Raw genomic sequence first — 26,097 nt, forward strand, 5'->3', positions numbered from 1 at the left:
ACCCCGGGTTGCAATGGGCTCGTGCGGGGTGGACAGGAAGATGCGGGCGCCTGATTCACCTCCCCCTACAAAAGACCCGCTGTCAATCGAGTGGAGAAAGACATGCAATTTGCAATCAAGAGCCTGGTCGCTGCCGCGGCCTTCGTGGCGGCCGGCGCGGCCAGCGCTGCCCTGGTGACCATCAACGCCAACGACCCCAGCTCCGGCTACATCATGGAGGGCTCTGGCGCCCTGACCTTCAGCGAAAACCTGCGCAACGCCCTGAACGTGGGCAGCGTGACCGCTGATGCCTTTGGCGCGGCAACCTCGGCCATCACTGGTGCGCCGGGTGCTTACACCAACATCGAAATCGGCGCGCCCGTGACGTCGCTGGTGTACGACGACGCCACCAACGAGGTGGTGAAGGTGTTCACCTCGGGTGGTGCCCGTCAGGTGGCTTCCAACGTGCCCGGCGTTTCTGGCGGCGGCTGGGTGGAAGTGGGCAACCTCGAGGTTGATCTGGTCACCAAGGAGATCTTCGGTACCATCGTGGGCCAAAGCACCGCTGGCGCTGCCGTGAACTACTCGGGCAAGATCTTTTCGATCGGTGCCGTCACGGGCGACACCGCCTTCCAGGTGGGCACCGCCAACACGGCACTGACCACCCTGGCGCTGGATGGCGTGGCCTTCACGCAGATTCAAACCGCCTTGGCGCTGCAGTTCCTAGGTACGGTGTCTCTGCAAGCGGCCTCGGCCGATTTCGGCAACATCGCCTCCACGATCACCGTGACGGCCGTGCCTGAGCCCTCCACCTACGCCCTGGTGGGCGCCGGCCTGCTGGCCGTGGCTGTGGCGCGTCGCCGCGCAGCCAAGTGATTTTTCACGCTGCGGCGTGATGTTCACGAGCGGGGCTTGCCCCGCTTTTTCTTTTGGTGCTGTACTTGCCTGGATGTGCGCCAGCAAGGTGCAACAGAGTGTGACAAATCCTTCAGGGTGTCCGTGTCTTGCCCCTTCGTTTTTTGGCGGTCTGGCGACGGTTGGCGGGTGCGTTCCCAGGGGACGCGCGCTGAGCCCAGGGGGTAACCCCCACACCTGAACGAGGGGGGTATCGCCCGAAATTGGTGCTTTCCTGATGCAGAACGCACATGCCTAGGGGGAACGAGAGGTTGTGTTTAATGCGATGCGGGCCCTATGCTTACGACAACAGGTGCCAAGGTGCATCTGGGTTGGAACAGGAGTACGCGGATGCCTGTTACAGCAACAGATTCAAAGGGCCGCTTTCAAGTGGAGATAGAAATGAAATTTGCGATCAAGAGCATCGTCGCTGCTGCCGCTTTCGTGGCCGCTGGTGCCGCCAGCGCCGCCCTGGTGACCATCGACGCCAACGACCCCAGCTCCGGTTTCATCATGGAGGGCTCTGGTGCCCTGACCTTCAGCGAAAACCTGCGCAACGCCCTGAACGTGGGCAGCGTGACCGCTGAAGCCTTCGGTGGCGCCACTTCCAGCATCACCGGCGGTCCTGGCGCGTACACCAACATCACCGTTGGCGCACCCATCACCTCGCTGGAATACGACGACGCCACCAACCAAGTGACCAAGGTGTTCACCGCTGGCGGCGCCCGTCAAGTGGCTGGCAACGTGCCTGGCGTGTCCGGTGGCGGCTGGGTTGAAGTCGGTAACCTGGAAGTGAACCTGGTCACCAACGAAATCTTCGGCACCATCGTGGGCCAAAGCACCGCTGGCGCTTCCGTGAACTACTACGGCAAGCTGTTCACCATCGGCGCTGTCACTGGCGACACCACCTTCCAAGAAGGCACCGCCCTGACTTCGCTGAGCACCCTGGCTCTGGACTCGGCTGCATTCACCCAGATCTCCAACGCTCTGGCCCTGCAGTTCCTGGGTTCGGTGTCCCTGCAAGCCGCTTCGGCTGACTTCGGTAGCATCGCTTCGTCGATCACCGTGACCGCCGTTCCTGAGCCCTCCACCTACGCCCTGATGGGTCTGGGTCTGGTGGGTCTGGCCCTGGCTCGTCGCCGCGCCGCCAAGTGAGCTTTCACGCCTGAGGCGTGATCGAGACAGAGCGGGGTTTGCCCCACTCTGTTTCAACACGACCGCTCAGTATCATGCTGAGCGGTTTTTTTTTACCGAATGATGCCAGTGTGATCCATTGCACAGAAACTGGCGCTGTGCCAACCCGTCGCCATCCCACCGGGCCTTCCATAGGAGACAGCATGAAGAACATCAACTGGTCGGGCGCCATGCGCAGCCTGGCCCTCGTCGCGGCGGCGGCATGCGCCGTGCCCTCTGCGGTCGCGTCTGATCGCCTGGACGGGCTTTTCTCGAAGATCGAGCCCTCGTTGCGCGAGCGGGCGTTCATGCGGTTGAACTATGTGCATGCCAATGTCAAGACGACTTCAGGCGATGCTTACGACGTGACGGGTCCCGTGGTTGGGGCCAACGACATTCTGAACTATCTGAGCTCGAATGCGACCACCCCATACACGTCGATGTTCAACACTGGTGTTGGGCCTGTTGGCGCTCGCACTGACAGTGGTGTGACGGTGCCGGCCACGTTTTACAACTTTGCCAGTGGCGCACTCACCGGGGATTTTGGTTTTTTCCAGTCGCCTGACAACGCTCTTGCGCTGGACGCAGAGTCTCAAAATTGCCCCCAGTTGCTTAATGGCCTGGGCACGCCGTGTGGTGTCAAGGCCCGTTCAGATGCTTCCATTGGCACGCCGGCCATCAGCGTAGGCTATTTTCTCGATGCTCAGAAGGCTTGGGTCCTTGAAGCATTTTTGTTGGCCGCACCCTTGAAAGCATCGGTGTATGGCGAAGGCAGGGGCTCCTTGAATGGCAAGGAGATCATCAATCTGAAGTTGCTGCCGCCCACTGTGATGTTGGGCCACTATTTTGGGAACGAGAAGTCGCGCATCAGGCCGTTCGTTGGGTTGGGTGCTTCTTACGCCATTTTCTTTGACGTCCGGGCGACACCCACCTTGAACTCGTATCAGGGTGGAGACACCACCGTGTCCATCAAGAACTCGTTTGGCGTTGGCCCATTTTTTGGTGTGATGGGGCAACTCGATGAGGACTGGCACATCAGCCTGAATGTGGGCAAGCTGCGGTATAAAACTGAAGCCACCTTGATTACCAGGGAAACCCGCATTACCTCTGAATCTGCTGTGACCAGCGACTACGGCCCCGCGATTGACATTGCGATCGACTCCCTTAACTCGCTGGGTAGCAGGCCTGAGTTCGCCGGCGCGAACCCACCGGATGGTTACGTGCCTGGACAGCCAGTCCAGCCGCTCACCGCCTTGATGTGCGATTTGGCAAAAGCCAAGTATGGCAACAACAACTGTAGCCATGGTACTTTTGTGCGCAAACAGAGCACGAGACTGGATAACACGCTTTTCATGCTGAGCGTGGGACGTCGATTCTGATTTGAGTCTTCTGACAGGACATTTCTATGACTAACAAGTTATTCGGCCTTGCACTCCTCAGCGTTTTGTCACCTGCCGCTTTTGCCCAGGGGTATGTCGGCGCGGTGGCCGCTCTCACCCGTGTTGATGTTTCTTGCCTGCCTGGCGTCAGTTGCGATAACAATGGTTTTGGTTTCAAGCTTTTTGCGGGGACCAAACTCGAAAAGCCGTTGCTGAAACTGGGTGGTGGCGGTGTCGATGTTGTTGAAGTGGCGGCCATGCGCTTCGCAAAAGGGCGCTACAACGGTAGAACCGAGATCACGGTAAATGGCGGATCTGGTCCGGTGGTGGCCAATGTACCTGCGTCGGTGACCTTGGGTGTCAATGGACTGGTTGCATCGTTGGGGGCCTCGTTCCCTCTCGGTCAAAGGTTGACGCTCACGCCCAAATTAGGGGTGGCTTACATGACGGCGACAGGTGAATACGTGGTCGACGGCGCGCGCATGGGCAGCGTAACCAAGTCCAGCGTACAACCCTATCTGGGCATGTCGGCTGACTACTTGCTGGGGCAGGGGATCAAGCTGACAGCCGGTTTGGATTGGACGCGCTTTCGACTGGACGGCACTGAGAATGAGGACGCCATGCTGCTCGGCCTCGGCGCCGCCGTGTCGTTCTGACACCAGTCGCACCGTATCCACGATCAAGGGCCTTCGGGCCCTTTTTCTTTTGCCACGCTCGGCGTTAAACGTCAAAAATATCGCTAACCCTGAGAACTTTGCCCCACTAAGGGCTGGCGCAAACCCTAGGAATTTCGGGTTACCCTGGGGGCTCTCCCCACATTCGCGGGGGGGTGGGTAAGAGGGCCATCGAGCACGATACATCCATGGGCTCGCATCAAACGGGTTCCGTAACGCAAGCAACTTTCCCAGGAATCAACAGGAGTTCCACATGACCTTCGCTGCCACCATCCGCGCCGTTTCTCTGGCCACCGCCGCCGTGTTCGCCGCTTCGTCGGCCCAGGCACTGACCATCGCCACCAACTATCTGCAGGCCGACACGGTTCAGACGTTCTCTGATGACGCCATCAACGCCCTGAACCTGTTCCAGGTCGTGATCACCCCGCTGGGCAACGCCTACGTCAACCCCAACGCTGCCAACTCGTTCATCCTGCCCATCACCTCGATCACGGTGGCTTCGAACCTGGAGATCACCGGTGGCGCTGCCTCCGGTTCGGCTCTGGAACTGAGCCGCATGGTCAACGGCGAGAAGAAGGCCTTGACCCTGGCCAACTTCCAGATCGACTTCACCGCTTCGCAGGTGCTGGCCGACACCACCCCCAAGGGTGGCGTGACCACGCCCAAGATGCCCCTGTTCAACTTCACCAAGCTGTCTGAACTGGCCATCAAGTACAAGTTCCCTCTGACGATCACGGCCCAAGAAACCCTGGGCACCCTGAAGCTGACAGAAGAAGCCCTGGTGGCCCAGATCCAGGCCCTGGAAGTCAATGAGTTCCTGGCCCGTGCCGTCGTGCCCGAGATCGACTTCGGCACCCTGTACGAAGACATCAAGATCAAGTTCCGCAAGGCCGTCTCGACCAAGCCTTACGTTCCGGCTCCCTGAGTTCTGAACGACGATCAGAGTGCCTTCAGCGCTCTGATTTCAGAAGCCCGCCTCGGCGGGCTTTTTTCATGGTGGAAATACAAGGCAAATCGAGGGTTAGTACCAGGGGGTGGGGGAATATTTCCACTGCGACTAACCCTTATGGGTGGGGTCCCAGGGGGTCCCATCCCCCTCAGGCAAGGGGGGAGGGGGGGGATCGTGTTTTGACACCATAAGCACATGGGCAACGCAAGTTCGCCAGCCCAACCCCAACGTCATAGGAGTCTCACATGACCATCGCCACCATTCGCCGCACCTCTCTGGCCGCACTGGCCCTGTTCGCCGCCACTTCGGCCCAGGCCCTGACCCTGCCCACGAACGCCCTGGTGGCCGATTCGGTGCAGGTGTTCTCTGACGACGCGATGAACGCCTTCGCGCTGTTCGGCATCAAGGTCACTGCGCTGGGCAACGCCACGCCGGTGGCCGGCACGACCAATTCGTTCGCCCTGCCCATCACCAGCGTGACGGCCGGCTGGGACCTGAAGATCAAGAGCGGCGACGCCAAGGGCTCGGCCCTGGAGTTCTCTCGTGAGGTGGCCGGCGTGAAGAAGGCCCTGACCCTGGCCAACTTCACCATCAACTACGAAAAGGGTCAGGTTCTGGCCGATGCCACCGCCAAGGGCGGCGTGACCAGCAAGCAGGCGGTGGTCTACAACTACACCGTGGAACAGCCCCTGAAGCTGAAGTACCGCTTCCCGCTGTCCATCACGCTGGACGAAACCCTCAGCAACCTGAAGCTCGACAGCGAAATGCTCAAGAAGTTCAATGCCGCGCTGGAAGTCAATGAGTTCCTGTCCAACGCCGTGATTCCCCAGATCAGCTTCGGTGCCCTGGAGCAAGACATTGCGGTGAAGTTCCGCAAGAAGGCTGTGTCCACCAAGCTGTACGTGCCCGCTCCCTGAGCGGCGTGTCGGCTCCGGTGCTGGTCACCGGTGGCGTGAGATCTTCAAGGAGCCCCTCGGGGCTCCTTTTTTCATGGGTGTCGTTGTTGGGCGCAGGCCAGCGGCGCTTCGCTCTGGATGTCAACGTGGGGATATCGGGCCAGCAGGCGATCGAGGTCGCGCAGGTGTTTCAAGCGGATGAGTTCTGAGTAAAACTCGGCGCCCAGGCCCAGCGGGTGGCCGCGTCGGCCACCATGGCTGGGGGCGGCCATGGGATGAGACCGCAAGGCCTCTGCGACGGCTTTCACCGTGGCCGCCCGGGGCAGAGCCCCCTGCATGGGCAGCAGCAGCCAGCCTGCGCTCTGGGCGGTGGCTTCCACCGCCTGCGCAATGCCTGCACCGCTGAGGCTGGAACCATCCACGGGGGCGCTCATCAGCATGCACGAGGGGGGCAGATCGATGGGCGGGGGCGCGCCGAGCCCCGGCGGCAGCAGGCACAGCGTGGGCAGCCCCACCTGTGTGCCCAGCCCCACCAGGTCTTGCAGGTGGTGCCAGTCGTAGGCAGACATCGCCTGGGTGGCAGGCGAGCTGGCCCACAGCGGGCTGGCAATCACGATGAGGGTGGGTTGGGCAAACATGGTGCACACAAGCTGAACTTCAGTCTGCGCGCGCCTGGCCCATGGCACCATGGCACCATCACTTACGGGCTAACCCCCGTTACGGCTTGATCCCGCTCATTTCAGGTGGCAATCGATCTGGCCGATACTTTCATCATGGACAAGACATCACATGATCTGGCGCAGATGCGCCGACAGTACGAGTTGGCGGCGCTGGATGAGACCCACGTGGCGCCTGACCCGCTGCAACAGTTTCAGCAGTGGTTTGACGAGGCGGTGCGCGCCAAGGCGCTGGAGCCCAATGCGATGACGCTGGCGACGGTGTCCGCGCAAGGGCGGCCATCCACCCGCGTGGTGCTGCTCAAGGGGCTGGATGCCCGCGGCCTGGTCTGGTACACCAACTATGAAAGCCGCAAAGGGCAGGAACTGGAGGCCAACCCGTGTGCCGCCCTGCAGTTTTTCTGGCCTGAGCTGGAGCGGGTGGTGCGTGTGGAGGGCTCGGTGGCCAAGCTCGATCCGGCCGAGTCGGACGCCTATTACCGCACCCGCCCATTGGGGTCGCGAATTGGTGCGTGGGCGTCGCCGCAAAGCCAGGTCATTGCCTCTCGGGCGGAGCTGGAGGCGACTTGGGCACAAGAGCAGGCGCGTCAGGGGGAAGATCCTGTGCGGCCCGCGCAATGGGGTGGTTACCGTCTGGCCCCAGCGTATTGGGAGTTCTGGCAAGGTCGCGCCTCGCGTCTGCATGATCGCCTGGTGTTTGAGGCGAGCGCCGAGGGAGCATGGCAACTCAGGCGCCTGGCCCCTTGACGAGGTGGGCGAAGGCATGCCGGAAAGCCTCTACCTTGGGGGCCACCACCATGGCGCAGTAGCCCTGATAGGGGTGACGCTCGAAATAGCGGTGGTGCTCGGCTTCGGCCGTGTGGTAGTTGCTCACGGGTGCCACGTCCGTGACGATGGGGCGGTCGTAGGCCCCTGAGCGCGTGAGCGCTTCGATCACGGCGCGGGCCTCACGCGCCTGTTCTTCGCTGTGTGTGTAGATGCCCGACCTGTACTGGGTGCCCACATCGTGTCCCTGGCGGTTCGGTGTGGTGGGGTCGTGTATTTTGAAAAACACCGCCAGCAGTTCGGTGTAGCTGAGCTCGCTCGGGTCAAAACTCAGGCGAACCACTTCGGCGTGCCCGGTGTCTCCGCCGCACACCCGTTCGTAGGTGGGCAGGGGGTGCTGGCCGTTGCTGTAGCCGGGCTCCACGGCGCGCACGCCTTTGAGGCCCAGAAACACCGCTTCAAGGCACCAGAAACAACCGCCGGCCAAGGTGGCGTTTTGCAAAGGCAGGGCAGGGGTGGGGGTGTGCGCGCTCATGCCTGCATGCTAGGCCCAAACAAAAACCCCCGGGCGAAGCCGGGGGTTGGGCGGGCGGTGCCGCCCCAGGAAGCAGCAGAGAGGATGGTCTGCCAGCTTCCCGGCCGCAGCGACTGCGGCCAGTTGGTGTACCTGCATCCAGCAGGTGTATCAAGATTAAGTCGATTCCGGGGGCCACGCAAGCGCTAATTTGTAAGCAAGGCCCTGACTCAGCGCGTGCCGCCAGAGGGTGCCCCCGGCGACGCCATGATCGAGGCCACCAACGAGTCCACCCTGTCGTTGACCGACTGGGGCATGGTGATGGTGCGTCCCCATTCGCGGCTGGTTTCTCCGGGCCACTTGTTGGTGGCGTCCAGCCCCATCTTGCCGCCCAGCCCGCTCACGGGCGAGGCAAAGTCCAGGTAGTCGATGGGCGTGTTGTCCACCAGGGTGGTGTCGCGCACCGGGTCCATGCGGGTGGTGATGGCCCAGATCACTTCCTGCCAATCGCGGATGTTCACGTCGTCGTCCACGACCACGATGAACTTGGTGTACATGAACTGGCGCAAGAAGCTCCACAGCCCGAACATCAGCCGCTTGCTGTGCCCTGGGTAGGCCTTCTTCATGCTGATGATGGCCATGCGGTAGCTGCAACCCTCGGGTGGCAGGTAGAAGTCGACGATCTCCGGAAACTGCTTTTGCAGGATGGGCACGAAGACTTCATTGAGTGCCACGCCCAGCACGGCGGGCTCATCAGGTGGTTTGCCGGTGTAGGTGGAGTGGTAGATCGGGTTGTTTCGGTGGGTGATGCGGTTCACCTCGAACACCGGGAACCAGTCCTGCTCGTTGTAATAGCCGGTGTGGTCGCCAAAGGGACCCTCCAGCGCGTGCAGGTAACCACCACGCTCCATCAGGGGCACGCCGTGCTCGCTTTCGCCTTGGTAGCCAGCAGGGGCGGTGGGGATGTGCCCTTCCAGCACGAACTCGGCGCTGGCCGGCACCTGCAGGCGGGCGTCGCCTTCGCCCACACCCGTGTCCACCACCTCGGTGCGGCTGCCGCGCAGCAGGCCGGCAAACTGGTATTCACTCAACGAGTCTGGCACGGGTGTGACGGCGCCCAGGATGGTGGCCGGGTCAGCACCCAGGGCCACGGCAATGGGAAAAGGCTGGCCCGGGTTGGCCAGCGCAAACTCACGGAAATCCAGCGCGCCGCCCCGGTGGGCCAGCCACCGCATGATGAGCTGCTTCTTGCCGATCAGTTGTTGCCGGTAGATGCCCAGGTTCTGGCGGCGTCGCGGGTGGGGCACGCCTTGCGGTCCCCGGGTGACGACCAAGCCCCAGGTCAGCAAGGGGGCGGCGTCGTCCGGCCAGCAGTGCTGGATGGGCAGTTGGGTCAGGTCCACCTCGCTGCCCTGCAGTTTGACCTGCTGGCAGGCGGTGCTGCGGCTGGTGCTGGGCTTCATGTCCCACAGGGCCTTGGCCATCTGCAGCAGCTTGCCGGCATCTTTCAGGCCACGCGGGGGCTCGGGTTCTTTGAGGCTGGCCAGCACACGGCCGATGTCACGCAGTTCGCTGACGTCATCGGCCCCCATGCCCAGCGCCACCCGACGCGGGGTGCCGAACAGGTTGGCCAGCACGGGCGTGGTGTGCACGGCACCGTGTTTATTCACGGGTTTTTCAAACCAGATCGCTGGCCCACCGGCCCGCAAGACGCGATCGCACAGGGCCGTCATCTCCAGGCGGGTTGATACATTTTGTGACAATCGCCGCAATTCGCCCTGGCGTTCCAGGCCTTGTACGAAGTCGCGCAGGTCTTTGTATTGCATTTATGTGTATAAAGAGTTGATTCTTTATGCTTGACTGGTTATTACCAGGGTGCCTAGAATCCGCCCCGATCCGACCTGGGCCGTGTTAACCCCAGGTCATTCGGGTTCCGAAGTCGGGAACCAGGCGTGCCTCTTGGGGGCGCGCGTACGGGCCTCCACCCCATCCGGGGCGGCCCATTATCACCGCGAGGTGGTGTCCACGGTGGCGTCATGCCCGGGTCTGGATGCGCGCGGTGAACGAAAGGAGCAACATGGCAGAGCATGGACGACAAGGCGCTTCGCGCCTGGCGACGGCGCTGAGCGATGTGGTGGAAGGTGTGCGTGTGGTGAGTCACAACTCGCTGGCGCTGTTGGGCCTGTGTGGTGCCGTGGTGATCGCGTTGCTGGTGGGCAGCCCACAGTGGCGTCATCAGGCCGAAGACCGCGCGCTGACCTGGTTGATGGACCGTGCCAACGCCCGCGTGGCGGCGGCCGAGGTCGAGCCCGAAGCGGTGCTCATGGCCATGGCCGAGCCCGAGGCCATCCAGCGTGCCACGGCCGCACCGGTGTCTGAACTCAGTGCACAGCAGGCCAAGCTGACGCTGTGGATCGCACGGCGCTACAGCGTGGCGCCAGAGCCGGTGGCCCGCCTGGTGCAGGAGGCGTGGCACGTGGGGCAGCGCATGGGCGTAGAGCCCACCCTGGTGCTGGCCGTCATGTCCATCGAGTCGGGATTCAACCCCTTCGCTCAAAGTCAGGTGGGGGCGCAGGGCCTGATGCAGGTGATGACCCGCGTGCACCATGACAAGTACGAGGCTTTTGGCGGCATGCACGCCGCTTTCGATCCCTTGACGAACCTGCGAGTGGGTGTTCAGGTCTTGAAAGACTGCATCCGCCGCGCCGGCAGCGTGGAGGGTGGGCTGAAGTACTACGTGGGGGCCGCCAACCTGCCCCATGACCGTGGTTATGTGGCCAAGGTGCTGGCCGAGCAGGCCTACCTGCGCCAGGTGGCTTCTGGCACCAAGGTGGCGCTGAATGCCCCCTTGCCCCGTGGCGTGCTGATGTACACCCCGGCGCCCACCACCACGGCCAGCCCCGAAGCGGATGTGGCGGGACCGGATGTGCTGGTGCCCGCATCGGCCACGTCCGCCCCCATGCCTGCCGAGGCACCCCAGGCCGCGCCAGCCTCGCCGCTGCCGGCGTCTCCTGCCCGCCCCGAGCGCGTGGCCGCCGCCTGACACGGGCGCCGCAAACCGCTACAATCCGCCCCGTCACGCGACTGGCGATACCGGGTCTGTGGGCGCAAGCCTCAGACCCTCAGGTGGTGCACCACTGGGGAGCGTGACCAGCCACGGCGGTTGTACCGTCGTTGGCTGTTCCGCCGTTCGCCTGGGCAGCCCTCATGCCGGTTGTTCACACCCGAGGTGTGGCAGCAGGTTGGGTATCAACTTCTCTTGAAGAGGACTGCCACCTCATGTTTGACCGCGCCACGCACACCCTTGCCAACGTCGATCCCGAGCTGTTCGCCGCCGTTCAGGCCGAGAACCAGCGCCAGGAAGAGCACATCGAGCTGATCGCCTCCGAGAACTACACCTCGCCGGCCGTCATGGAAGCCCAGGGCTCCCAGCTGACCAACAAGTACGCCGAGGGCTATCCTGGCAAGCGCTACTACGGTGGTTGCGAACACGTCGACGTGGTCGAGCAACTGGCCATTGACCGCTTGAAGCAGCTGTTCGGCGCCAACTTCGCCAACGTGCAGGCCAACTCGGGCTCGCAAGCCAACCAGTCGGTGTTCTTCGCGCTGCTGCAGCCCGGCGACACCATCATGGGCATGAGCCTGGCCGAAGGCGGCCACCTGACCCACGGCATGCAACTGAACATGTCGGGCAAGTGGTTCAAGGTGGTGTCTTACGGCTTGAACGAGCAGGAAGACATCGACTACGACAAGATGGAAGCCCTGGCGCGTGAGCACAAGCCGAAGCTGATCATCGCCGGCGCCTCGGCGTTTGCTCTGCGCATCGACTTCGAGCGCTTTGCCAAGATCGCCAAAGAGGTGGGCGCCTACTTCATGGTGGACATGGCCCACTACGCGGGCCTGATCGCCGCAGGCGTCTACCCCAACCCCGTGCCGCACGCTGATGTGGTCACCAGCACCACCCACAAGAGCCTGCGTGGCCCCCGTGGCGGCATCGTGCTGAGCAACAACGAAGACATCGCCAAGAAGATCAACTCGGCCATCTTCCCGGGCATCCAGGGTGGCCCGCTGATGCACGTGATCGCCGGCAAGGCCGTGGCTTTCAAGGAAGCGCTGAGCCCCGAGTTCAAGGCCTACCAGCAACAGGTGGTGAAGAACGCCGCGGCCTTGGCCGAGACGCTCACCAAGCGTGGCCTGCGCATCGTGTCCGGCCGCACCGAGAGCCACGTGATGCTGGTGGACCTGCGTCCCAAGAACCTGACCGGCAAGGAAGCCGAGGCCATCCTGGGCGCGGCGCACATCACCTGCAACAAGAACGGCATCCCCAACGACCCGCAAAAGCCGATGGTGACCAGCGGCATCCGCCTGGGCTCGCCCGCCATGACCACCCGAGGCTTCAAGGAAGAGCAGGCCGTGGCCGTGGGCAACCTGATCGCCGACGTGCTGGACAACCCGCATGACGAGGCCACCATCGCCCGCGTGCGCGAGCAGGTGTCGGCCCTGACGCGTCAGTTCCCGGTGTACTCCGGCAAGGCAGGCTGATCGCTCAATGCGCTGCCCGTTTTGCGCCCACCCCGATACCCAGGTCATTGAAACCCGGGATTCGGACGAGGGAGACAGTGTCCGTCGCCGGCGCAAATGCGGCAGCTGCGACAAGCGCTTCACCACCTATGAGCGCGCGGAAATCGAACTGCCGGCCATCGTCAAGCGCGATGGCCGGCGCACCGATTACGAGCGCAGCAAGCTCAAATCGTCGCTGATGCTGGCCTTGCGTAAGCGCCCTGTGCCGGCAGAGTCGCTGGAGCAGGCCATCGAGGCCATCGAGGCGCGCCTGCGCCAGTCAGGTGACAAGGAAGTGCCATCCACCCAACTGGGTGAGTGGGTCATGAAAGAGCTGCGCAAGCTCGACAAGGTGGCCTATGTGCGCTTTGCCTCGGTGTACCGCAGCTTCGATGACGTCAGCGAGTTCGTGGCCGCCATCAAGGAAAGTGGCAAGAAGGCGCGTGACGGCGAGTAAGCGCCGGGCAAGCACCCATCAGCGCCAGCATTCAACCGCCGTGGCCTGTGTGCCCGTGATGCCTTGAGCGCCCGTGTGGGTGAGCGTGAGGCTGCCGCAGGCATCCCCGGTCTGCGGGCCGGTTGGCGTGGCCACCAGGGTGTAGGCGCCGGCGGCCAGCGCGTCGGCGTCCAGTGCGATGTCGTAGCTGGTGGTGCCTGAAGCAGGCACCCGTTGCAAGCCGTCTGGCAGCGCCACGGCGGTGCTGCCGTCCAGCTCGATGTCATAGCGGTTGTGCGCCGCATAAAAGCGCTGCATGAACTGCGCGGCCTGCAGCAGTGCGCTGTGCGCCTCGGCCCGGCGTGAACGCTGCACGTGCTGGCTGTAAGACGGGTAGGCCACCGCCGCCAGGATGGCCACAATGACCACCACGATCATCAGCTCGACGAGGGTGAAGCCCTGGGCGTGAGACGCGGATCTCATGGGGGGTGTGGATGTCATGGCGTGGGCGTCAGTCGGTGGGGGGCGGTGTGCGGTCGGGCGGGGGCTGGATGCGCTGCCAGACCCGGTCAAGGATGACCGAGGCGTCCCGCAGCCGCCAGTCGGCCGCGCCCAGGCCGCCCTGGCCATGCTGGATGGACAATTTGCGCCGGCCAGAGCCGCTGTCGCGCTCACCCGTGAGGATGGCGCGCCGGCCTGGCGCCCTGGTCACCACACCCGCTGCATTCCTGTCGCCGACGTCGGTGACCTCGCCGTCGCCGCTGGTGTCGAACACGGGTTTGTCGTACTGCGCGCCGGTCAGGGCGGGCAGCAGGAAGTCGTAGGCGCGGCCCTCGGCCAGTTCGCACTCCAGGGCATCCGGCGAGGGGGAGATGGCTGTGATCAGCACAAAATCACCGGTCAGGACGGGCTCGTAGATCACCCTGGGGGTGTCGACCTGGTCGTTGCCGGCCACGGGGGGGATGATCAACTCCAGTGCCCACCCCTGGCTGTCGGCGGTTTGCGGATGGTTGCTGACGGACAAGAAGGTGTAGGGCGACGTGGAGGTGGCGCTGTTGGTGAACGACGAGATGGTTTGCGTCACCAAGGCGCTGCGGGGCACCACGGCGTCGCCGGGCGGCACCAGGTCTGCGCTGGGCTGCTCTGCGGGCACGGTGTCCAGCACGCCGTAAAAGGCTTGTACCTGGGTGGTTTGTCGGTCGGCCTCGGTGAGCAGCCGGCCGGTGCCGAACAACACCATCTGATGCGCATCGTGGCGCGTGACCACCGGGGCGGCCGTGATCGGCTGCACCTGGTCCAGGGTGCCCGCCTTGAACAGCGGGCGTCCACCGTGACCGACCTTCAGCGACTCATCGTCGGCGCTGTACTCGAAGCGCCACAGATGGCCCTGCAGGTCACCGCCATACAGGGCCACGATGTCGCGGTTGGCGTTGCGCACCACGGCAACCCCGGTCAGCCCGTTGTCTGCGCTGGGTCCGACCGGGATGGCGCTGACCGCGCCGCTGGCCACGTCGATCACGAGCAAGGCCGCCCGATCGATGCTGCTGTTGATGCCGTTGCCCACCACGACCACCCATTGCCCGTTGGGCAGCCGGCCAGCCTCGGCGCGCGACAGGATGTGGCCGATGTAGGCCGAGGCCGGTATCGATGCCGATGCCGATACCGACGTTGGCGATGCGCCGGTGTCGCCGTCGCCGCCGGTGAGGTCCCACAGCAGGCTGGGCTCTGCCCCTTCCAGTGGCAGCCGCAAGGCGAACAGGCCCTTGCCGCCGGCGCCCAGGCTGCCGATCAGCAGGTGCTGCCATGCGTCGTCGATCTGTACGTCTGCCTCGGTCAGCGGGCCGTCCACAAAGTAGCGGTGTGCCGCGGCATTTTTGGCGTAGCCCGGCTCGGCCAGGCGGTAGAGGTGCGGCAAGACCCCGCGCGGCACGAAGGCGAAGCGCTCAACGCCGGTCGCGGCGCTGAAGGCATGCAACATGCCGCCGTTGCCACCCACGAACAGCAGCGGATCATCGCGCCCGGCTTTGTCGGACCGGAACTGATCGTAACCATCGGTGGTGCCGTAACCCATGTCCAGCTTGTCGTGGGCCAGCACCGGGGTGCTGTTGACGATGTCGGCGAGCACGGAGGTGCGTTTGCGAAACTGTCCGTCTTCGCTGCCTTCCTGGCTTTGGTCGCCCCGCAGGTAGTTCACCAGCGCTGGCGAGGCCGGTTGAATCGATCCCATGGCCGCGGCGAAAGACGGCGAGGGTGACTCGGTGCCACTGTTGGGGTCGGGGGCGTCCCACCGAAACGGGATCAGGCTGTGGCCATCGTCCGCTGTGGTCAGCACCTGACGGAGTGCAGCGGCCGGCAGGAGCTCGGCTGCGCTCCACAGCGCGCGGGCCTCGTCGGTCATGGTGTCATCGTCTGGCGACACCAGTTGCCCTGAGGCATTGAGCCGGTAGGCGTGCAGGTTGCCCGTCCACAGGCCGCTGTCGTACTCGGGCACGAATTTGAGGTTGTCGCTCTGCAAGGCGGTGGCGGCGGTGGTCACGCCCGCCTCGCGCAGGCTCTGCCCTGTGGCATCGTTGACCATGGTCCTCACCGCCCGCTCCAGATCGGCGGCGGTGCGCACGTTGTAGTAGGCGCCCCTGGAGTTGATGGCGGCATGCCACAGGTCGTCGATTTTTTGGGCGTTGCCCTTGTCCGGGTCGGGCCACGCCAGGGTGCCGTTGGCGAGCCTGGCCAGCGTGTCCTTGTCGGCCTGCAGGGTGCCTGACACCCCCAGGCCCACGGTGTACTGGCTGAGGTGCTGCCATGTGGCCGGGTCATGCCCCTTGGGCCGCACGCCGTCGCTGAGGGTGGAGAGATCGGTGGCCCAGTACTTCAGCGCAAAGTCGGCCAGGGTGTTGGCGTAGCCCGGGCCGGAGGCTCTGTCCTGGTAGGGGTGGGTGCGGGTGTAGTTCTCGAAGGCCGGCTGGTCGCTGTCGACGTCGCCCGGCCACGCCACATCCTTGAATTCGTCGATCAGGTCGTTGTAGTAGCCATCGGTGGTCAGCATGTTGTACGACCGGCGGCAGATCGATCCCTGGCCGCTGGCCGGCTCGGTGGAGGTCAGCGGCGCGGGGGTGTTCTCCCAGGGGCTGAAGGCCTGCGCGCTGGAGAAGTACTGTCCGACCTGCTCCATGGCCACGCGCAACTCGGTGGTGTTGGCGCTGACGAAGTGCCCCGAATCGTTGGTGTTCTGGATGGTGTCGACGAGGTGGCGGCGATGCTCGGGCGTCAGGTCCTTGACGCCTTCAATGATGGGTATTTTGTTTTGGGTCCAGCGGTTGTATTTGGCGTGGCGCAGGGTGGTCCACCCCACCCGCAAAAGGTCGTCCATGTTGTGAAAGGCCTCGGACAAAGCCGCTTGGGTGGTCAGCATCCGGGTTCGGTAATACACAAACCAGTTGGCGTAGTTTTGCTGCTCCTGCGCGCTGGTGCAGTGATCCAGGGCGCACTCTGTGCGTTCCGGGTAGGTCGATCGCCCCGGAAAGTGCGGGCCGTTCTGGGTGGCGCTCGCCGAAAAAATGTCATAGCGCTTGAAGTGGCCGATCTGAGTCGGATCGGCCGAGGCGGGCTCCAGCATGTAGACGATCGCCGGGTGTTGAAGCCGGGTTGTTTTTTGATCGTGGCATGGGGCGTCAAAAGGGCACAGCGGGTTCATCTCGTAGCTGACCGCGGCCGACAAATCGACCGCCGTGTCGGTTGCGCCTTGTTTCAGAGGGTCGATGTACGCTTTGGTGAACACCGCACTGGCGTACCGAAGCGTTTGTCCCGTGTCGGACACGCCAGCCGCCCAGGGCCGGTAACGAACGCGGGGGTCGTAGTAGATGGTGTTGACGAAAGGTGAGCGGGCATAGACCTGCTCGCGCAGCACCTCGGGGTTCAGGTACTCGCTGCCGATGTAGGCGGGCATGGCCGATGCGGGCGAGCCGGGCTTGCCTTCGCCCGGGTGCACGTGGTTCACGCCACCGGGGTACACCGTCAGTGTCTTGCCGTTCACGTTCGCCACCCATTCAGGCATGTGGCGGTAAGCCATCGAGGCCGAGGTGTCGACCGTCAGCATCAGGTTGGGCTTGGGCATGCTGCCCGCCGCACCCAACAAGGGCTGTTGGGCCAGCGCGAGTGTGGCCCCGGCCAAGCCCGGCAGGCCGCTCAGCAGTGCGACCATGACCCGCAGCCACGGACTCGTGTGGTTGGCGCGGTCCATGACGACCAGGGTGTGTGGCATGGGGCTCTCCTGTGTGGGCTGTGCTGCGCCTGGCGGCGCAGCGTCATTTCAGACGGATGGTGGACTGAAGCCAGACCACGGCGCCACGCAGGGTGTGGCCCGTGCTGGCATCGACCTCGTAGTCGGGGCTGAAGCCACGCGATGTGACCAGAACCACCTGGCTGCTCAGGCTGGAGGTTTCGGCCATGCACTGGGGCATGACCGAGGGCGTGAACGAGGCGTGTTCCAGCGCGATGTCGTCCTTGCTCAGCGTGACGGGCGCGCTGGTGCCGGACGGCAGCGCCCAGTGGGCCAGGTTGTTCCAGTGGCCCGGACCGCTGTGGGCCTTGATCAGGGTGGCGTCCTTCACGGCTTGCTGTTCGCAGTACGCCAGCGCAATCTGTGCGGCCTCCTGCGCCAACGCTTCGGCGCGCACGTTCTGGCTGAGCACATCGCTGTTGAGGGCCTGTTTCATGGTGAACGCGCTGGCCAGCCCGATGACCGCCAGCATGATCAGCACCACGACCAGCACAATGCCCCGTGGCCGGTCTGGAGAAACCACAGGTTTCATGGCTCAACCTCCCAGGCGGTTGGGGATGTGGATGGTGGTGGTGAACGCCCGGTAGTAGCGGCGATCAGGGGCGGTGACGGGCGATGGTGCCTCGGCGGTTTGTGCGTCGCAGTCGAAGTAGTCCATCTTCGAATCGAGCACCTCTTGCGCGCTGGCCAGCAGCAGGCACACCCGCACGGACGTGACCTGGTGCCACCCCGACTGCTCGACCCCGCCGATGTCCTGCGCCTGCGTGTAGGTGCTGACTTGCTGGTTGGGCTTGCCATCGCTGCCCGTGCCGCTCAGGCCGTACCAGATGCGCATGTCGACCACGTTGTCGAACAGGGTTTCGGCCGTGCTGATGTGGCCGGTCGGCGCAGCCGACGAGCTGGCGCTGCCACCGCCGTTGCCGGCCATCATGAACTGGCCCGTGGCGCTGATCATGAAGCGCGCCTCCGCCAGGTAGTCCGGGGTGGTGGGCGAGCCTTTGTAAAGGTACTGCCCCAGCGCGTCTCGAGGCTCGGATGTGCCGCTGTTCTGGCGTGTGCCCATCAGGGCGTTGCTGCTGGTGGCCTGATAGGTCACCGAGATGGCATCAGGCCGGCTGCCTGCTTGGGTGCTGCAGCTCAGCTGGTCGATGCCACGCACCACATTGCTGGCAAAGGAGGTGCTGCAGCCAAACACCGCCTTGCCGGTGTACGCGCGTGTCAAGCCGGTCTCGCTGACGCCCGTCACTTCGCTGTAGCCCGCCAGACTGATGTAGCGGCGCATGAGGTTGAAGCCCAGGTTGGCGTTCTCGGTGAGCTCGGCGAGGGCGGCGCTCGTGCGTTGTGCCTGACGCGAACCAAGGTAGTTGGACAGCACCACGCCAGAGACCACCAGCCCCAGGGCCATGGCCACCATGAGCTCGACGATGCTCAGGCCACGGTGACGCGCGACGCGCAGGCTGCCATGCAGGTGCGTGGTCATGATGAGGTGCTCACAAGGCGATGTTGAAGTAGGCACACCGTGGCATCGAGGCACCTGGCTGTGATGGGTCATCGGCGTCTGGCTGCAGGGCCGAGGCGCATTCTTTGGTGTTGTGATCGGTGTCGCCGACCACGTCATGCCCGCCCCCTGGGGCGTCCCATGCCACCCAGATGTTGGCGGTGGCCTGGACGTCCTTGGCCTCGTCGCGGATGACCTCGACGTGAGCCCGCCCGCCAGGCAGGTTCATGAACAGCAGGCGTTGCCACTCACTGGTGTCTTGCAAAGCCAGGGTGGCGGACGTGCAAGAGACGGCGGGCTGCTCTTCGGTGGCGGCGCTGAAGCATGGCACCCGCTCGGGCATGGCGTCGGGGGCCGAAGGACTGCCAGCCAGGTCGTAGGCGCCGCCGAGCGCCTGCTCTCGGTTGGCACGCATGCGCTCGGCCAGGTCCATGGCCAGCATGGTGGCCAGGCTGCGGTACTCGGTGGTCTTGTTGTACTGGATGGCGTTGTTCTGCAGGGCCAGCAAGGCCAGCATGCCAAAGGAGATGATCAGGAACGCCACCAGCACCTCGATCAGCGTGGCGCCTGCGTGTTGTCGGGGCGGTCTGGAGCGCAGTTCAGGCATTGCAAGCGGTCTTTCCGATGTCCGTGACGCGCGCCCGGCCGGCAAAGTTCACGCAGATCAGGCGCTGATGCGCCTGGCCGCTGGGCGGCAACACGGTGACATGGCCTGAGGCCCCCACCATGACCCCGGTGTTCTGCAGGGTGTAGGCCAGGGCGCTGCCGCTGCGCCGCATGCTGGCCACCCGTGCGCTCGCGGCGGGCTGGTCACGCAGGATCACGTCGCGGTCGGCGCTGGTGAGGCGCCCGTCTCCGTTGAAGTCCGAGAAGACCAGCCATCCGGCGGCGAAGCCGCGTGTGCCGGCCTGGGTCGCACAGCTGGGCGTGCCCGTCGGGTCGTTGGATGGGGCGCGGATGCACATCGACACGGGCAGCCCTCGTTTCATGGCTTCGGTGCGGGCCATGCGCACATCGCTGGCAAACTGCTCGGCCAGCGAACCGACGGCCTGACGCTCCAGAAAGGCCGTCATCGACGGCGCGCCCATCGCCAGCAGGATGGCCAGGATGCTCACGGTGACCATCAATTCAATGAGGGTCACGCCCCGCGATTTGCAGGGGGTCAGGAGGGGGCCGGCGCCAGGCGTGTTGGGTGGGTGGATGGGCATCGGCGCATTGTGATCAGCCACCACGTAACAAGGTGTGCACCAAAGGACGGGCGGTAGCGGTGGCCTGATGAGCGGCCGTTTGTCCCCTAATGGAGGGACAATCCGGGCATGATCGAGTCACCCCAAGATGCGGCATGGCTGCAACAGGCGCTGGCCCTGGCCCACCAGGCCATCGGCCTGTCCGAGCCCAACCCCCGTGTGGGCTGCGTGCTGGTGGGCGGCCACGGCGCGTTGCAGGGGCAGGTGCTGGGCCAGGGCCATACCCAGCAGGCCGGCGGGCCGCATGCCGAAGTCATGGCCCTGCGTGAGGCCGAGGCCCGCGGCCACAGTACCCAGGGCGCCACGGCCTACGTCACGCTCGAGCCCTGTTCGCACCACGGCCGGACGCCGCCTTGCGCCGATGCCCTGGTGCGCGCCGGGGTGGCCCGGGTGTGCATCGCGCTGCTGGACCCCAACCCCCTGGTGGGCGGCCAGGGCGTGGCCCGCTTGCAGGCCGCCGGCATCGAGGTGTCGGTGTTGCCGCCCGATCACCCGGTGGCCGTGGGCGCGAGAGAGCTCAACATCGGCTTTCTGTCCCGCATGGTGCGCCAGCGCCCGTGGGTGCGCCTGAAGGTGGCGGGCTCGCTGGATGGGCGCACGGCCCTGAGCAATGGCGTGAGTCAGTGGATCACGGGCGAGGCCGCACGCGCCGACGGGCAGCAGTGGCGTGCCCGCGCAGGCGCGGTGCTCACCGGCATCGGTACCGTGCTGGACGACAACCCCCGGCTGGACGTGCGCAGCGTGGCGGTGGCCCGCCAGCCCGTGCGCGTGGTGCTGGACGCCCGCTGGCAGACGCCGCCCGATGCCCGCTTGCTGGACGCCCCGGGCGAGGCCTGGATCATGGGCCTGCCGCCTGCTGATGAGCGGGCTGCCCAGGCCCGTCTGGCGCTGTCGGCCCGCGCGCAGGTGCTGGACACGCCAGCCGACCCCACAGGCCAGCGCATCGACCTGGGCGCGGCCTTGACCGAGCTGGCGCGCCGGGGTGTCAATGAAGTGCATCTGGAAGCCGGCGCCCGCCTGAACGCCAGCGCCTTGGCCGGCGGCTGGGTGGACGAGGTTCTGGTGTATCTTGCCCCTTGCCTGATCGGGCCGGGCCGAGGCCTGGCCGATCTGCCTGAGCTGAGCACCTTGTCGGGCGTGCAGCGCTGGCGTTTTCACGAGGTCACCCCCGTGGGCGACGACCTGCGCCTGCGTTTGCGCCCGCTGAGCCCGCCAGGCTTTTGATTCCTGGGGCGGCCATGGTCGCCCAACCCTTCCGCTCCACCACCTTGTTCCTTTTGACGGACCACCGAGCATGTTCACCGGCATCATCACTGGCCTGGGCCAGATCACCGATTCGCAATCCCTGGGCGACGCCCCCCAGCATGGCCGCCGCCTGACCGTTCAGGTGGGCCCCGAGTACCTGGCCGACGTGGGCCTGGGCGACAGCATCGCCATCAACGGCGCCTGCATGACCGTGACCACATTGGACAAGGCCGCAGGCCGCTTCACCTTTGACGTGTCTGCCGAAAGCCTGGCGCGCACCGTGGGGCTGGACAGCCTGGGTCGGGTCAACCTGGAAAAGGCCCTGGCGGCGCACGACCGCCTGGGTGGCCACATCGTCACTGGCCACGTCGATGGCGTGGGTGACGTGACCGTGTTCGAGCCCGTGGGCGAGTCCTGGTTGCTGCGCATCCGCGCCCCCCAGGCCCTGGCGCGATTCCTGGCCTACAAGGGCTCCATCACCGTCAATGGCGTCAGCCTGACCGTCAACCAGGTGGACGATGCGCAGGATGGCAGCACCCAGTTCAGCATCAACCTCATCCCTCACACCCTGGAGCACACCACCCTGGGCGACCTGAAAGCCGGCGCCCGCGTGAATTTGGAGGTGGACCTGATTGCCCGTTACGTGGAGAGGATGCTGGGCGGCAGCCTACAATGATGGGATGCCCATCTCTCCCATTCCTGAGCTGATTGCCGAACTGGCCGCTGGTCGCATGGTCATCCTGGTGGATGAAGAAGACCGCGAAAACGAAGGCGATCTCGTCCTGGCCTCTGACCACGTCACGCCCGAGGCCATCAATTTCATGGCCCGCTTTGGCCGTGGCCTGATTTGCCTGACGCTGACGCGCGAGCGTTGCGAGCAACTGCAACTGCCACCCATGGCGGTGCGCAACGGCACCAAGCATGGCACGGCCTTCACCGTGTCCATCGAGGCCGCTGAAGGCGTGACCACCGGCATCTCGGCGGCCGACCGTGCCCGCACCGTGCAAGCGGCCGTGGCCCGCAACGCCCGCCCCGCCGACCTGGTTCAGCCCGGCCACATCTTCCCGCTGCAGGCGCAAGACGGCGGCGTGCTCATGCGCGCCGGCCACACCGAAGCCGGTTGTGACCTGGCCGCGATGGCGGGGCTCACGCCCTCGTCCGTGATCTGCGAGATCATGAAAGACGATGGCACCATGGCCCGTCTGCCTGACCTGGAGGTGTTTGCCCAAGAGCACGGGCTGAAGATCGGCACCATCGCCGACCTGATCCAGTACCGCAGCCGCAACGAATCCTTGATCGAGCGCCAGGGCCGACGCACCATGCTGACGCCCGAAGGCGAGTTCGACGCCACCGTCTTCAAGGACCGCACCGGGGCCCTGCACCTGGCCCTGAGCCTGGGACAGTGGGATCGGGAAGACGAGGTGCTGGTGCGCGTGCACGAGCCCTTCTCGGTGCTGGACTGGCTGGACGCCGGCAGCCGCAGCCACTCGTGGCCACTGCCCAAGGCCCTGGCCGCCGTGCGCGAGGCCGGTCGTGGCGTCATCGTGCTGTTGAACGTGGGCGACGACCCCGAGCGCCTGGGCGACCGCCTGCTGCCTTCGGGCCAGGCCGTGCCGCCCAAGCCACCGGCCGATTTGCGCACCTACGGGGTGGGTGCCCAGATCCTGCGCTCGCTGGCCGTGCAACGCATGCGCCTGATGGGCAACCAGCAGCGCCTGCCCTCGATGGTGGGCTTCGGGCTGGAAGTCACCGGCTTCCTGACCGCCGACGGTCAGTCGCTGGCCCCGTCACCCTGAGTTGAGGCGCCACCACCACAGGTTGATGGTTGCGAATTGCATTGATCTGCTCTTTTTTGTTTTCTTCTTCGCTCTTTTAGGATGATTGCTCATGCAAGGCGCTGACAAAGGACAAGCCGCTCGACTCGACGGCAAAGACCTGCACATCGGGATCGTGCAGGCCCGTTTCAACGACGAGATCACCGGCAAGCTGGCCGAACACTGCATCGACGAGTTGCAGAAGATGGGCGTGTCGCCCAAACACATCCAGCACGTGACCGTGCCGGGTGCGCTGGAGGTCTCCGTGGCCTTGCAGGCCATGGCCGTCACCGATCGTTACGACGCGCTGATCGCCTTGGGGTGCATCATCCGGGGTGAGACCTACCACTTCGAACTGGTGGCCAATGAGAGCGGCGCTGGCGTGACCCGCGTCAGCCTGGACCACGAGGTGCCGGTGGCCAACGCCATCCTCACCGTCGAGACCGAGGCGCAGGCCTGGGCCCGTGTCGATGAAAAAGGACGTGACGCAGCCCGCGTGGCGGTGGAGATGGCCAACCTGCTGGAAGACCTGCTGTGAGCGACACCATCAAGCCCAGTGCCCCACAAGGGCGTGCTGCCCGCAAGCCGGCCCCCGGTGGGCGTGACCGTGCCAAGTCCTCGCGCCGGCGTGCGCGCGAGTTCGCCCTCCAGGGCCTGTACCAGTGGCAACTGAACCCGGGTGACGTCGGAGCGGTGGACGCCCACGTCCGCGAAGACGAGGATTTTGCCCGGTGCGACCGCGCGCACTACGATGCGCTCTTGCACGGCTGCATCGATCAGGCGGCCGAACTGGACGCGGCCCTCATCACCTTCCTGGACCGGCCGGTGGACGAACTCTCGCCCGTCGAGCACGCGGTGCTGTGGATCGGTGCTTACGAGCTCAAGCACTGCCTGGACGTGCCTTACAAGGTGGCCATCAACGAGGCGGTCGAGCTGGCCAAGTCCTTTGGTGGCACGGACGGGCACAAGTACGTCAACGGGGTGCTGGACCACCTGGCGCCGGGTTTGAGACCCCAGGAAGTGGCCGCTGCGGGCCGCTCCGTTCGACGCTGATCGGTCAGCGAGGGCTGGTGTGAGCGGATGACGAGCACAAAGCCATCGACCGTGGAGGCCTCGGCCATGAGCGAGGGCGCTGCCGACGAGGCCGACCACAGCCTCGACACCCGCCCGCTGCCACCACCCACGCCACTGATCAGCGACCACCAGGCTCCTCAAGCCTTGCCCACCATCGGGCAGATCGGGCGCTATGACCTGAAGTTCCTGATCGGGGAGGGTGGTCTGGGCACGGTGTACGCCGCCTACGATCCGGTCTTGTCGCGCCTGATCGCGGTCAAGACCCTGCACGTGGACCTGCCGCAAGACGACCTGCCGGCGTTCAACGCCATGTTTCTTCACGAGGCGCGGGCCGTGGCGAGCCTGAGCCACCCGCACATCGTCACCGTGCACGACGCCGGGGTGAGCGAGCATGGCGCCTACATCGCCATGGCCTTGCTCAAGGGCAAGGACCTTCGACAATTGTTGGCCATGGGGTGGCGCCCGACGCCCGCCCAGGCCGCCCTCATTGTTCGCCGCCTGGCCGATGCGCTGGCCTATGCCCACCAACGAGGCGTGGAGCACCGGGACATCAAGCCGGCCAATGTGTTCATGACGGGGCGCACCCAGCCGTGCATCCTTGACTTCGGCATCGCGCGCATCCGCCAAACCGAGCGCCTGGGCCCCAAAGACGACCCCGAAAGCCGCCTGCAGGAGATGGTGGGCGGATCGCCCTATTACATGGCGCCCGAGCAGGTTCGCCGCGAGGCCCTGGATGCGCGGGTGGACGTCTACGCCTTGGGCGTGCTGCTGCACGAGTTGCTGACCGGGCGTCGCGTTTTTGGTGGCGACAGCCTGGAGGCCATTGCCGAGGCCGTCCTCCACGCCGAGGTGCCCTCTCCGGATCAGCTCAACCCGGCGGTGCCGGCGTCCTTGTCCGACATCGTCATGCGGGCCATGCACCGAGACCCCGGTCAGCGCATCCGCTCGGCCCGGCGGCTGGCACAAGAGCTGCGCGCATGGCTGGTGGTGCAAGATGAAGCGCGCCGCGTGTCGCGAGCCCAGCCGCCGGTCGCCGCCGACGGGGGGCGCGCCCGCAGGGGCCTGGGCTGGCTGGCAGGGGCAGGCTGGGCCATGGCCCTGCTGGGCCTGGGCTGGGGATGGTGGCAGCACCACACCGACCAGAGCAGCCTGGCCGAGGCGCAGCCACTGACACAGGCGCAGACGCAGACACCGGCGCAGACTCAGGGGCAAACGCAGGAACCTGTCCCGCCGCCATCGGCCCCCACCAGCCTGGCGCCTGACGAGGAGCCACAAACCACGCCGCCGCCCGCTGTGGAGGCACCGGTGACGACCGGACGTGTGCGCCTGGCCGTCAGTCCCTGGGGTGAGATCTGGGTGAATGGCGTGTTCCAGGGGGTGACACCGCCGCTCAACCAACTGGAGCTGCCGGCGGGCGAGCATGAAATTCTGGTGCGCAATGGCGCCTCACCCGACCGACGCGTTCGCATCACCGTGGAAGCGGGGCAAACCGTGCGCATCCAGCATCAGTTCTGAACCCCCACAGAAAGGAAACCCAGTCCATGACCGTGACGCCGACCTGGATTCCCGCCCTGCGCCTGGGTGTGGCCGCCGCCGTGGTGTGCAGCCTGTCTGCGTGTGGCGTGCTCTCCGAGCGCCCATCGACCACGGGGCGCCCTGCGGCGCCTGTGGTCACGGCACCCACCCAAGGGTCTTCAGGCGCGCCTGCCTCGCCCACCGAGTTGCCCGTGGCACCGCCAGATTCGGCAGATCGGGCCCAGGCGGCCTTGCAGCAGGGCCTGCAGGCTTATCGCGATGGCAAGTACACGCTGTCAGAGGCCCAGTTGCGCATCGCCGTCAAAGAGGGGCTGGACGATGGCGCCGACCTGGCCAATGCCCACAAGCACCTGGCGTTCATCTACTGCACCACCCAGCGCCAGGCCTTGTGCTCTGAATCGTTTCGCTCGGCCAGGCGCGCCGACCCCAGCTTCAAGCTGACGCGGGCAGAGGCCGGGCACCCGATGTGGGGCAAGGTCTACCGGCGTGCCTTGCGCATCAAGTGAGGCGG

At 65.2% G+C, this 26,097-nt stretch carries 26 protein-coding genes and 1 riboswitch; of the genes, 17 read left to right on the plus strand and 9 right to left on the minus strand.

The window, feature by feature from the left end; genetic code table 11:
• Nucleotides 1-102 precede the first annotated feature (102 nt).
• The 6 genes from WNB94_RS11445 (at nt 103) to WNB94_RS11470 (ending at nt 5,965) form a co-directional block, all read left to right on the plus strand.
• Nucleotides 103-855 carry a PEP-CTERM sorting domain-containing protein gene (locus tag WNB94_RS11445; RefSeq protein WP_341390518.1) on the plus strand — a complete coding sequence of 251 codons (753 nt, stop codon included), beginning with the start codon at nt 103-105 and terminating at the stop codon, nt 853-855.
• A 420-nt stretch (nt 856-1,275) separates the two neighbouring features.
• Entirely contained in the window at nt 1,276-2,028 is a 753-nt protein-coding gene (locus tag WNB94_RS11450) for a PEP-CTERM sorting domain-containing protein (RefSeq protein WP_341390519.1), read from the plus strand.
• A gap of 182 nt (nt 2,029-2,210) precedes the next feature.
• Nucleotides 2,211-3,425 (plus strand): OmpW/AlkL family protein, encoded by a 1,215-nt coding sequence (locus WNB94_RS11455; protein WP_341390520.1) that lies wholly within the window; start codon nt 2,211-2,213, stop codon nt 3,423-3,425.
• A gap of 26 nt (nt 3,426-3,451) precedes the next feature.
• Nucleotides 3,452-4,081, plus strand: a complete 630-nt coding sequence (locus WNB94_RS11460; RefSeq protein WP_341390521.1) for an outer membrane beta-barrel protein — start codon at nt 3,452-3,454, stop codon at nt 4,079-4,081.
• 271 nt (nt 4,082-4,352) lie between these two features.
• Nucleotides 4,353-5,024, plus strand: a complete 672-nt coding sequence (locus WNB94_RS11465; protein ID WP_341390522.1) for a hypothetical protein — start codon at nt 4,353-4,355, stop codon at nt 5,022-5,024.
• 269 nt (nt 5,025-5,293) lie between these two features.
• Nucleotides 5,294-5,965, plus strand: coding sequence for a hypothetical protein (locus tag WNB94_RS11470; RefSeq protein WP_341390523.1), 672 nt, complete (start codon nt 5,294-5,296; stop codon nt 5,963-5,965).
• Nucleotides 5,966-6,036: 71 nt separating this feature from the next.
• On the opposite strand, the gene WNB94_RS11475 is transcribed toward WNB94_RS11470, so the two are convergent.
• On the minus strand, nt 6,037-6,582 hold the full coding sequence (locus tag WNB94_RS11475) for an NTP transferase domain-containing protein (protein ID WP_341390524.1): 546 nt from the start codon (nt 6,580-6,582) through the stop codon (nt 6,037-6,039).
• 135 nt (nt 6,583-6,717) lie between these two features.
• On the opposite strand from WNB94_RS11475, the gene pdxH reads away from it, so the two are divergent.
• On the plus strand, nt 6,718-7,368 hold the full coding sequence (pdxH, locus tag WNB94_RS11480; protein ID WP_341390525.1) for a pyridoxamine 5'-phosphate oxidase: 651 nt from the start codon (nt 6,718-6,720) through the stop codon (nt 7,366-7,368).
• On the opposite strand, the gene msrA is transcribed toward pdxH, so the two are convergent.
• Nucleotides 7,349-7,921: a peptide-methionine (S)-S-oxide reductase MsrA gene (gene msrA / locus WNB94_RS11485; protein WP_341390526.1), complete on the minus strand. Its 573-nt coding sequence runs from the start codon at nt 7,919-7,921 to the stop codon at nt 7,349-7,351. The genes pdxH and msrA overlap by 20 nt on opposite strands.
• Nucleotides 7,922-8,130: 209 nt before the next feature.
• Complete coding sequence (locus WNB94_RS11490) at nt 8,131-9,726, minus strand: UbiD family decarboxylase (protein ID WP_341390527.1); 1,596 nt, start codon at nt 9,724-9,726, stop codon at nt 8,131-8,133.
• Between the two features lie 251 nt (nt 9,727-9,977).
• Between WNB94_RS11490 and WNB94_RS11495 the strand changes: the two genes are divergently transcribed.
• The 3 genes from WNB94_RS11495 to nrdR all read left to right on the plus strand — a co-directional run bounded on the left by WNB94_RS11495 (nt 9,978) and on the right by nrdR (nt 12,917).
• The gene (locus WNB94_RS11495; protein ID WP_341390528.1) at nt 9,978-10,943 is read left to right on the plus strand and encodes a transglycosylase SLT domain-containing protein; all 966 of its coding nucleotides are present in this window, start codon (nt 9,978-9,980) and stop codon (nt 10,941-10,943) included.
• A gap of 27 nt (nt 10,944-10,970) precedes the next feature.
• Nucleotides 10,971-11,107, plus strand: a riboswitch (ZMP/ZTP riboswitch).
• Between the two features lie 72 nt (nt 11,108-11,179).
• Complete coding sequence (gene glyA, locus WNB94_RS11500) at nt 11,180-12,442, plus strand: serine hydroxymethyltransferase (RefSeq protein ID WP_341390529.1); 1,263 nt, start codon at nt 11,180-11,182, stop codon at nt 12,440-12,442.
• Nucleotides 12,443-12,449: 7 nt separating this feature from the next.
• Nucleotides 12,450-12,917: a transcriptional regulator NrdR gene (nrdR, locus tag WNB94_RS11505; protein ID WP_341390530.1), complete on the plus strand. Its 468-nt coding sequence runs from the start codon at nt 12,450-12,452 to the stop codon at nt 12,915-12,917.
• Nucleotides 12,918-12,935: 18 nt separating this feature from the next.
• Here the strand turns inward: nrdR and WNB94_RS11510 are convergent, their stop codons facing one another.
• From WNB94_RS11510 to WNB94_RS11535, 6 genes are read right to left on the minus strand one after another with little or no spacing between them, the layout of a single operon-like run.
• The gene (locus tag WNB94_RS11510) at nt 12,936-13,379 is read right to left on the minus strand and encodes a type IV pilin protein (RefSeq protein ID WP_341390531.1); all 444 of its coding nucleotides are present in this window, start codon (nt 13,377-13,379) and stop codon (nt 12,936-12,938) included.
• Nucleotides 13,380-13,407: 28 nt separating this feature from the next.
• A complete protein-coding gene (locus WNB94_RS11515; RefSeq protein WP_341390532.1) occupies nt 13,408-17,154 on the minus strand; it encodes a pilus assembly protein in 3,747 nt (1,248 codons plus the stop codon).
• A gap of 43 nt (nt 17,155-17,197) precedes the next feature.
• On the minus strand, nt 17,198-17,704 hold the full coding sequence (locus tag WNB94_RS11520; protein ID WP_341390533.1) for a pilus assembly PilX family protein: 507 nt from the start codon (nt 17,702-17,704) through the stop codon (nt 17,198-17,200).
• Between the two features lie 3 nt (nt 17,705-17,707).
• The gene (locus WNB94_RS11525; protein ID WP_341390534.1) at nt 17,708-18,652 is read right to left on the minus strand and encodes a PilW family protein; all 945 of its coding nucleotides are present in this window, start codon (nt 18,650-18,652) and stop codon (nt 17,708-17,710) included.
• A gap of 10 nt (nt 18,653-18,662) precedes the next feature.
• Nucleotides 18,663-19,277 carry a type IV pilus modification protein PilV gene (gene pilV, locus WNB94_RS11530; RefSeq protein ID WP_341390535.1) on the minus strand — a complete coding sequence of 205 codons (615 nt, stop codon included), beginning with the start codon at nt 19,275-19,277 and terminating at the stop codon, nt 18,663-18,665.
• Entirely contained in the window at nt 19,270-19,878 is a 609-nt protein-coding gene (locus WNB94_RS11535) for a GspH/FimT family pseudopilin (protein ID WP_445819060.1), read from the minus strand. The genes pilV and WNB94_RS11535 overlap by 8 nt, the downstream gene beginning before the upstream one ends.
• A 108-nt stretch (nt 19,879-19,986) precedes the next feature.
• Between WNB94_RS11535 and ribD the strand changes: the two genes are divergently transcribed.
• The 7 genes from ribD (at nt 19,987) to WNB94_RS11570 (ending at nt 26,092) form a co-directional block, all read left to right on the plus strand.
• Nucleotides 19,987-21,141 (plus strand): bifunctional diaminohydroxyphosphoribosylaminopyrimidine deaminase/5-amino-6-(5-phosphoribosylamino)uracil reductase RibD, encoded by a 1,155-nt coding sequence (gene ribD, locus WNB94_RS11540; protein ID WP_341390537.1) that lies wholly within the window; start codon nt 19,987-19,989, stop codon nt 21,139-21,141.
• A 70-nt stretch (nt 21,142-21,211) separates the two neighbouring features.
• The gene (locus WNB94_RS11545) at nt 21,212-21,838 is read left to right on the plus strand and encodes a riboflavin synthase (RefSeq protein ID WP_341390538.1); all 627 of its coding nucleotides are present in this window, start codon (nt 21,212-21,214) and stop codon (nt 21,836-21,838) included.
• Between the two features lie 4 nt (nt 21,839-21,842).
• On the plus strand, nt 21,843-22,958 hold the full coding sequence (gene ribBA / locus WNB94_RS11550) for a bifunctional 3,4-dihydroxy-2-butanone-4-phosphate synthase/GTP cyclohydrolase II (RefSeq protein ID WP_341390539.1): 1,116 nt from the start codon (nt 21,843-21,845) through the stop codon (nt 22,956-22,958).
• A gap of 91 nt (nt 22,959-23,049) precedes the next feature.
• Nucleotides 23,050-23,514 (plus strand): 6,7-dimethyl-8-ribityllumazine synthase, encoded by a 465-nt coding sequence (gene ribH / locus WNB94_RS11555; RefSeq protein ID WP_341390540.1) that lies wholly within the window; start codon nt 23,050-23,052, stop codon nt 23,512-23,514.
• Nucleotides 23,511-24,029: a transcription antitermination factor NusB gene (nusB, locus tag WNB94_RS11560; protein WP_341390541.1), complete on the plus strand. Its 519-nt coding sequence runs from the start codon at nt 23,511-23,513 to the stop codon at nt 24,027-24,029. Before ribH ends, nusB begins: the two co-directional genes overlap by 4 nt.
• Nucleotides 24,030-24,056: 27 nt before the next feature.
• Nucleotides 24,057-25,565, plus strand: a complete 1,509-nt coding sequence (locus tag WNB94_RS11565) for a serine/threonine protein kinase (protein WP_341390542.1) — start codon at nt 24,057-24,059, stop codon at nt 25,563-25,565.
• Nucleotides 25,566-25,591: 26 nt separating this feature from the next.
• Nucleotides 25,592-26,092 carry a TssQ family T6SS-associated lipoprotein gene (locus WNB94_RS11570; RefSeq protein WP_341390543.1) on the plus strand — a complete coding sequence of 167 codons (501 nt, stop codon included), beginning with the start codon at nt 25,592-25,594 and terminating at the stop codon, nt 26,090-26,092.
• The last annotated feature ends 5 nt before the right edge of the window (nt 26,093-26,097 follow it).

This window comes from Aquabacterium sp. A3 (genome assembly GCF_038069945.1).
In the GTDB taxonomy this organism is placed as follows: domain Bacteria; phylum Pseudomonadota; class Gammaproteobacteria; order Burkholderiales; family Burkholderiaceae_C; genus Aquabacterium.

Excerpts from the sequence above, each read along its gene's own strand:
- WNB94_RS11545 (WP_341390538.1), top strand. The coding sequence starts at position 21,212 with ATGTTCACCGGCATCATCACTGGCCTGGGCCAGATCACCGATTCGCAA.
- WNB94_RS11520 (WP_341390533.1), bottom strand. The coding sequence starts at position 17,704 with ATGAAACCTGTGGTTTCTCCAGACCGGCCACGGGGCATTGTGCTGGTC.
- WNB94_RS11465 (WP_341390522.1), top strand. The coding sequence starts at position 4,353 with ATGACCTTCGCTGCCACCATCCGCGCCGTTTCTCTGGCCACCGCCGCC.
- glyA (WP_341390529.1), top strand. The coding sequence starts at position 11,180 with ATGTTTGACCGCGCCACGCACACCCTTGCCAACGTCGATCCCGAGCTG.
- nrdR (WP_341390530.1), top strand. The coding sequence starts at position 12,450 with ATGCGCTGCCCGTTTTGCGCCCACCCCGATACCCAGGTCATTGAAACC.
- pilV (WP_341390535.1), bottom strand. The coding sequence starts at position 19,277 with ATGCCTGAACTGCGCTCCAGACCGCCCCGACAACACGCAGGCGCCACG.
- WNB94_RS11490 (WP_341390527.1), bottom strand. The coding sequence starts at position 9,726 with ATGCAATACAAAGACCTGCGCGACTTCGTACAAGGCCTGGAACGCCAG.
- ribD (WP_341390537.1), top strand. The coding sequence starts at position 19,987 with ATGATCGAGTCACCCCAAGATGCGGCATGGCTGCAACAGGCGCTGGCC.
- WNB94_RS11450 (WP_341390519.1), top strand. The coding sequence starts at position 1,276 with ATGAAATTTGCGATCAAGAGCATCGTCGCTGCTGCCGCTTTCGTGGCC.
- WNB94_RS11535 (WP_445819060.1), bottom strand. The coding sequence starts at position 19,878 with ATGCCCATCCACCCACCCAACACGCCTGGCGCCGGCCCCCTCCTGACC.
- WNB94_RS11470 (WP_341390523.1), top strand. The coding sequence starts at position 5,294 with ATGACCATCGCCACCATTCGCCGCACCTCTCTGGCCGCACTGGCCCTG.
- WNB94_RS11515 (WP_341390532.1), bottom strand. The coding sequence starts at position 17,154 with ATGCCACACACCCTGGTCGTCATGGACCGCGCCAACCACACGAGTCCG.
- WNB94_RS11455 (WP_341390520.1), top strand. The coding sequence starts at position 2,211 with ATGAAGAACATCAACTGGTCGGGCGCCATGCGCAGCCTGGCCCTCGTC.
- WNB94_RS11510 (WP_341390531.1), bottom strand. The coding sequence starts at position 13,379 with ATGAGATCCGCGTCTCACGCCCAGGGCTTCACCCTCGTCGAGCTGATG.
- WNB94_RS11475 (WP_341390524.1), bottom strand. The coding sequence starts at position 6,582 with ATGTTTGCCCAACCCACCCTCATCGTGATTGCCAGCCCGCTGTGGGCC.
- WNB94_RS11570 (WP_341390543.1), top strand. The coding sequence starts at position 25,592 with ATGACCGTGACGCCGACCTGGATTCCCGCCCTGCGCCTGGGTGTGGCC.
- ribH (WP_341390540.1), top strand. The coding sequence starts at position 23,050 with ATGCAAGGCGCTGACAAAGGACAAGCCGCTCGACTCGACGGCAAAGAC.
- WNB94_RS11525 (WP_341390534.1), bottom strand. The coding sequence starts at position 18,652 with ATGACCACGCACCTGCATGGCAGCCTGCGCGTCGCGCGTCACCGTGGC.
- WNB94_RS11445 (WP_341390518.1), top strand. The coding sequence starts at position 103 with ATGCAATTTGCAATCAAGAGCCTGGTCGCTGCCGCGGCCTTCGTGGCG.
- WNB94_RS11460 (WP_341390521.1), top strand. The coding sequence starts at position 3,452 with ATGACTAACAAGTTATTCGGCCTTGCACTCCTCAGCGTTTTGTCACCT.
- WNB94_RS11565 (WP_341390542.1), top strand. The coding sequence starts at position 24,057 with ATGACGAGCACAAAGCCATCGACCGTGGAGGCCTCGGCCATGAGCGAG.
- WNB94_RS11495 (WP_341390528.1), top strand. The coding sequence starts at position 9,978 with ATGGCAGAGCATGGACGACAAGGCGCTTCGCGCCTGGCGACGGCGCTG.
- msrA (WP_341390526.1), bottom strand. The coding sequence starts at position 7,921 with ATGAGCGCGCACACCCCCACCCCTGCCCTGCCTTTGCAAAACGCCACC.
- pdxH (WP_341390525.1), top strand. The coding sequence starts at position 6,718 with ATGGACAAGACATCACATGATCTGGCGCAGATGCGCCGACAGTACGAG.
- ribBA (WP_341390539.1), top strand. The coding sequence starts at position 21,843 with ATGCCCATCTCTCCCATTCCTGAGCTGATTGCCGAACTGGCCGCTGGT.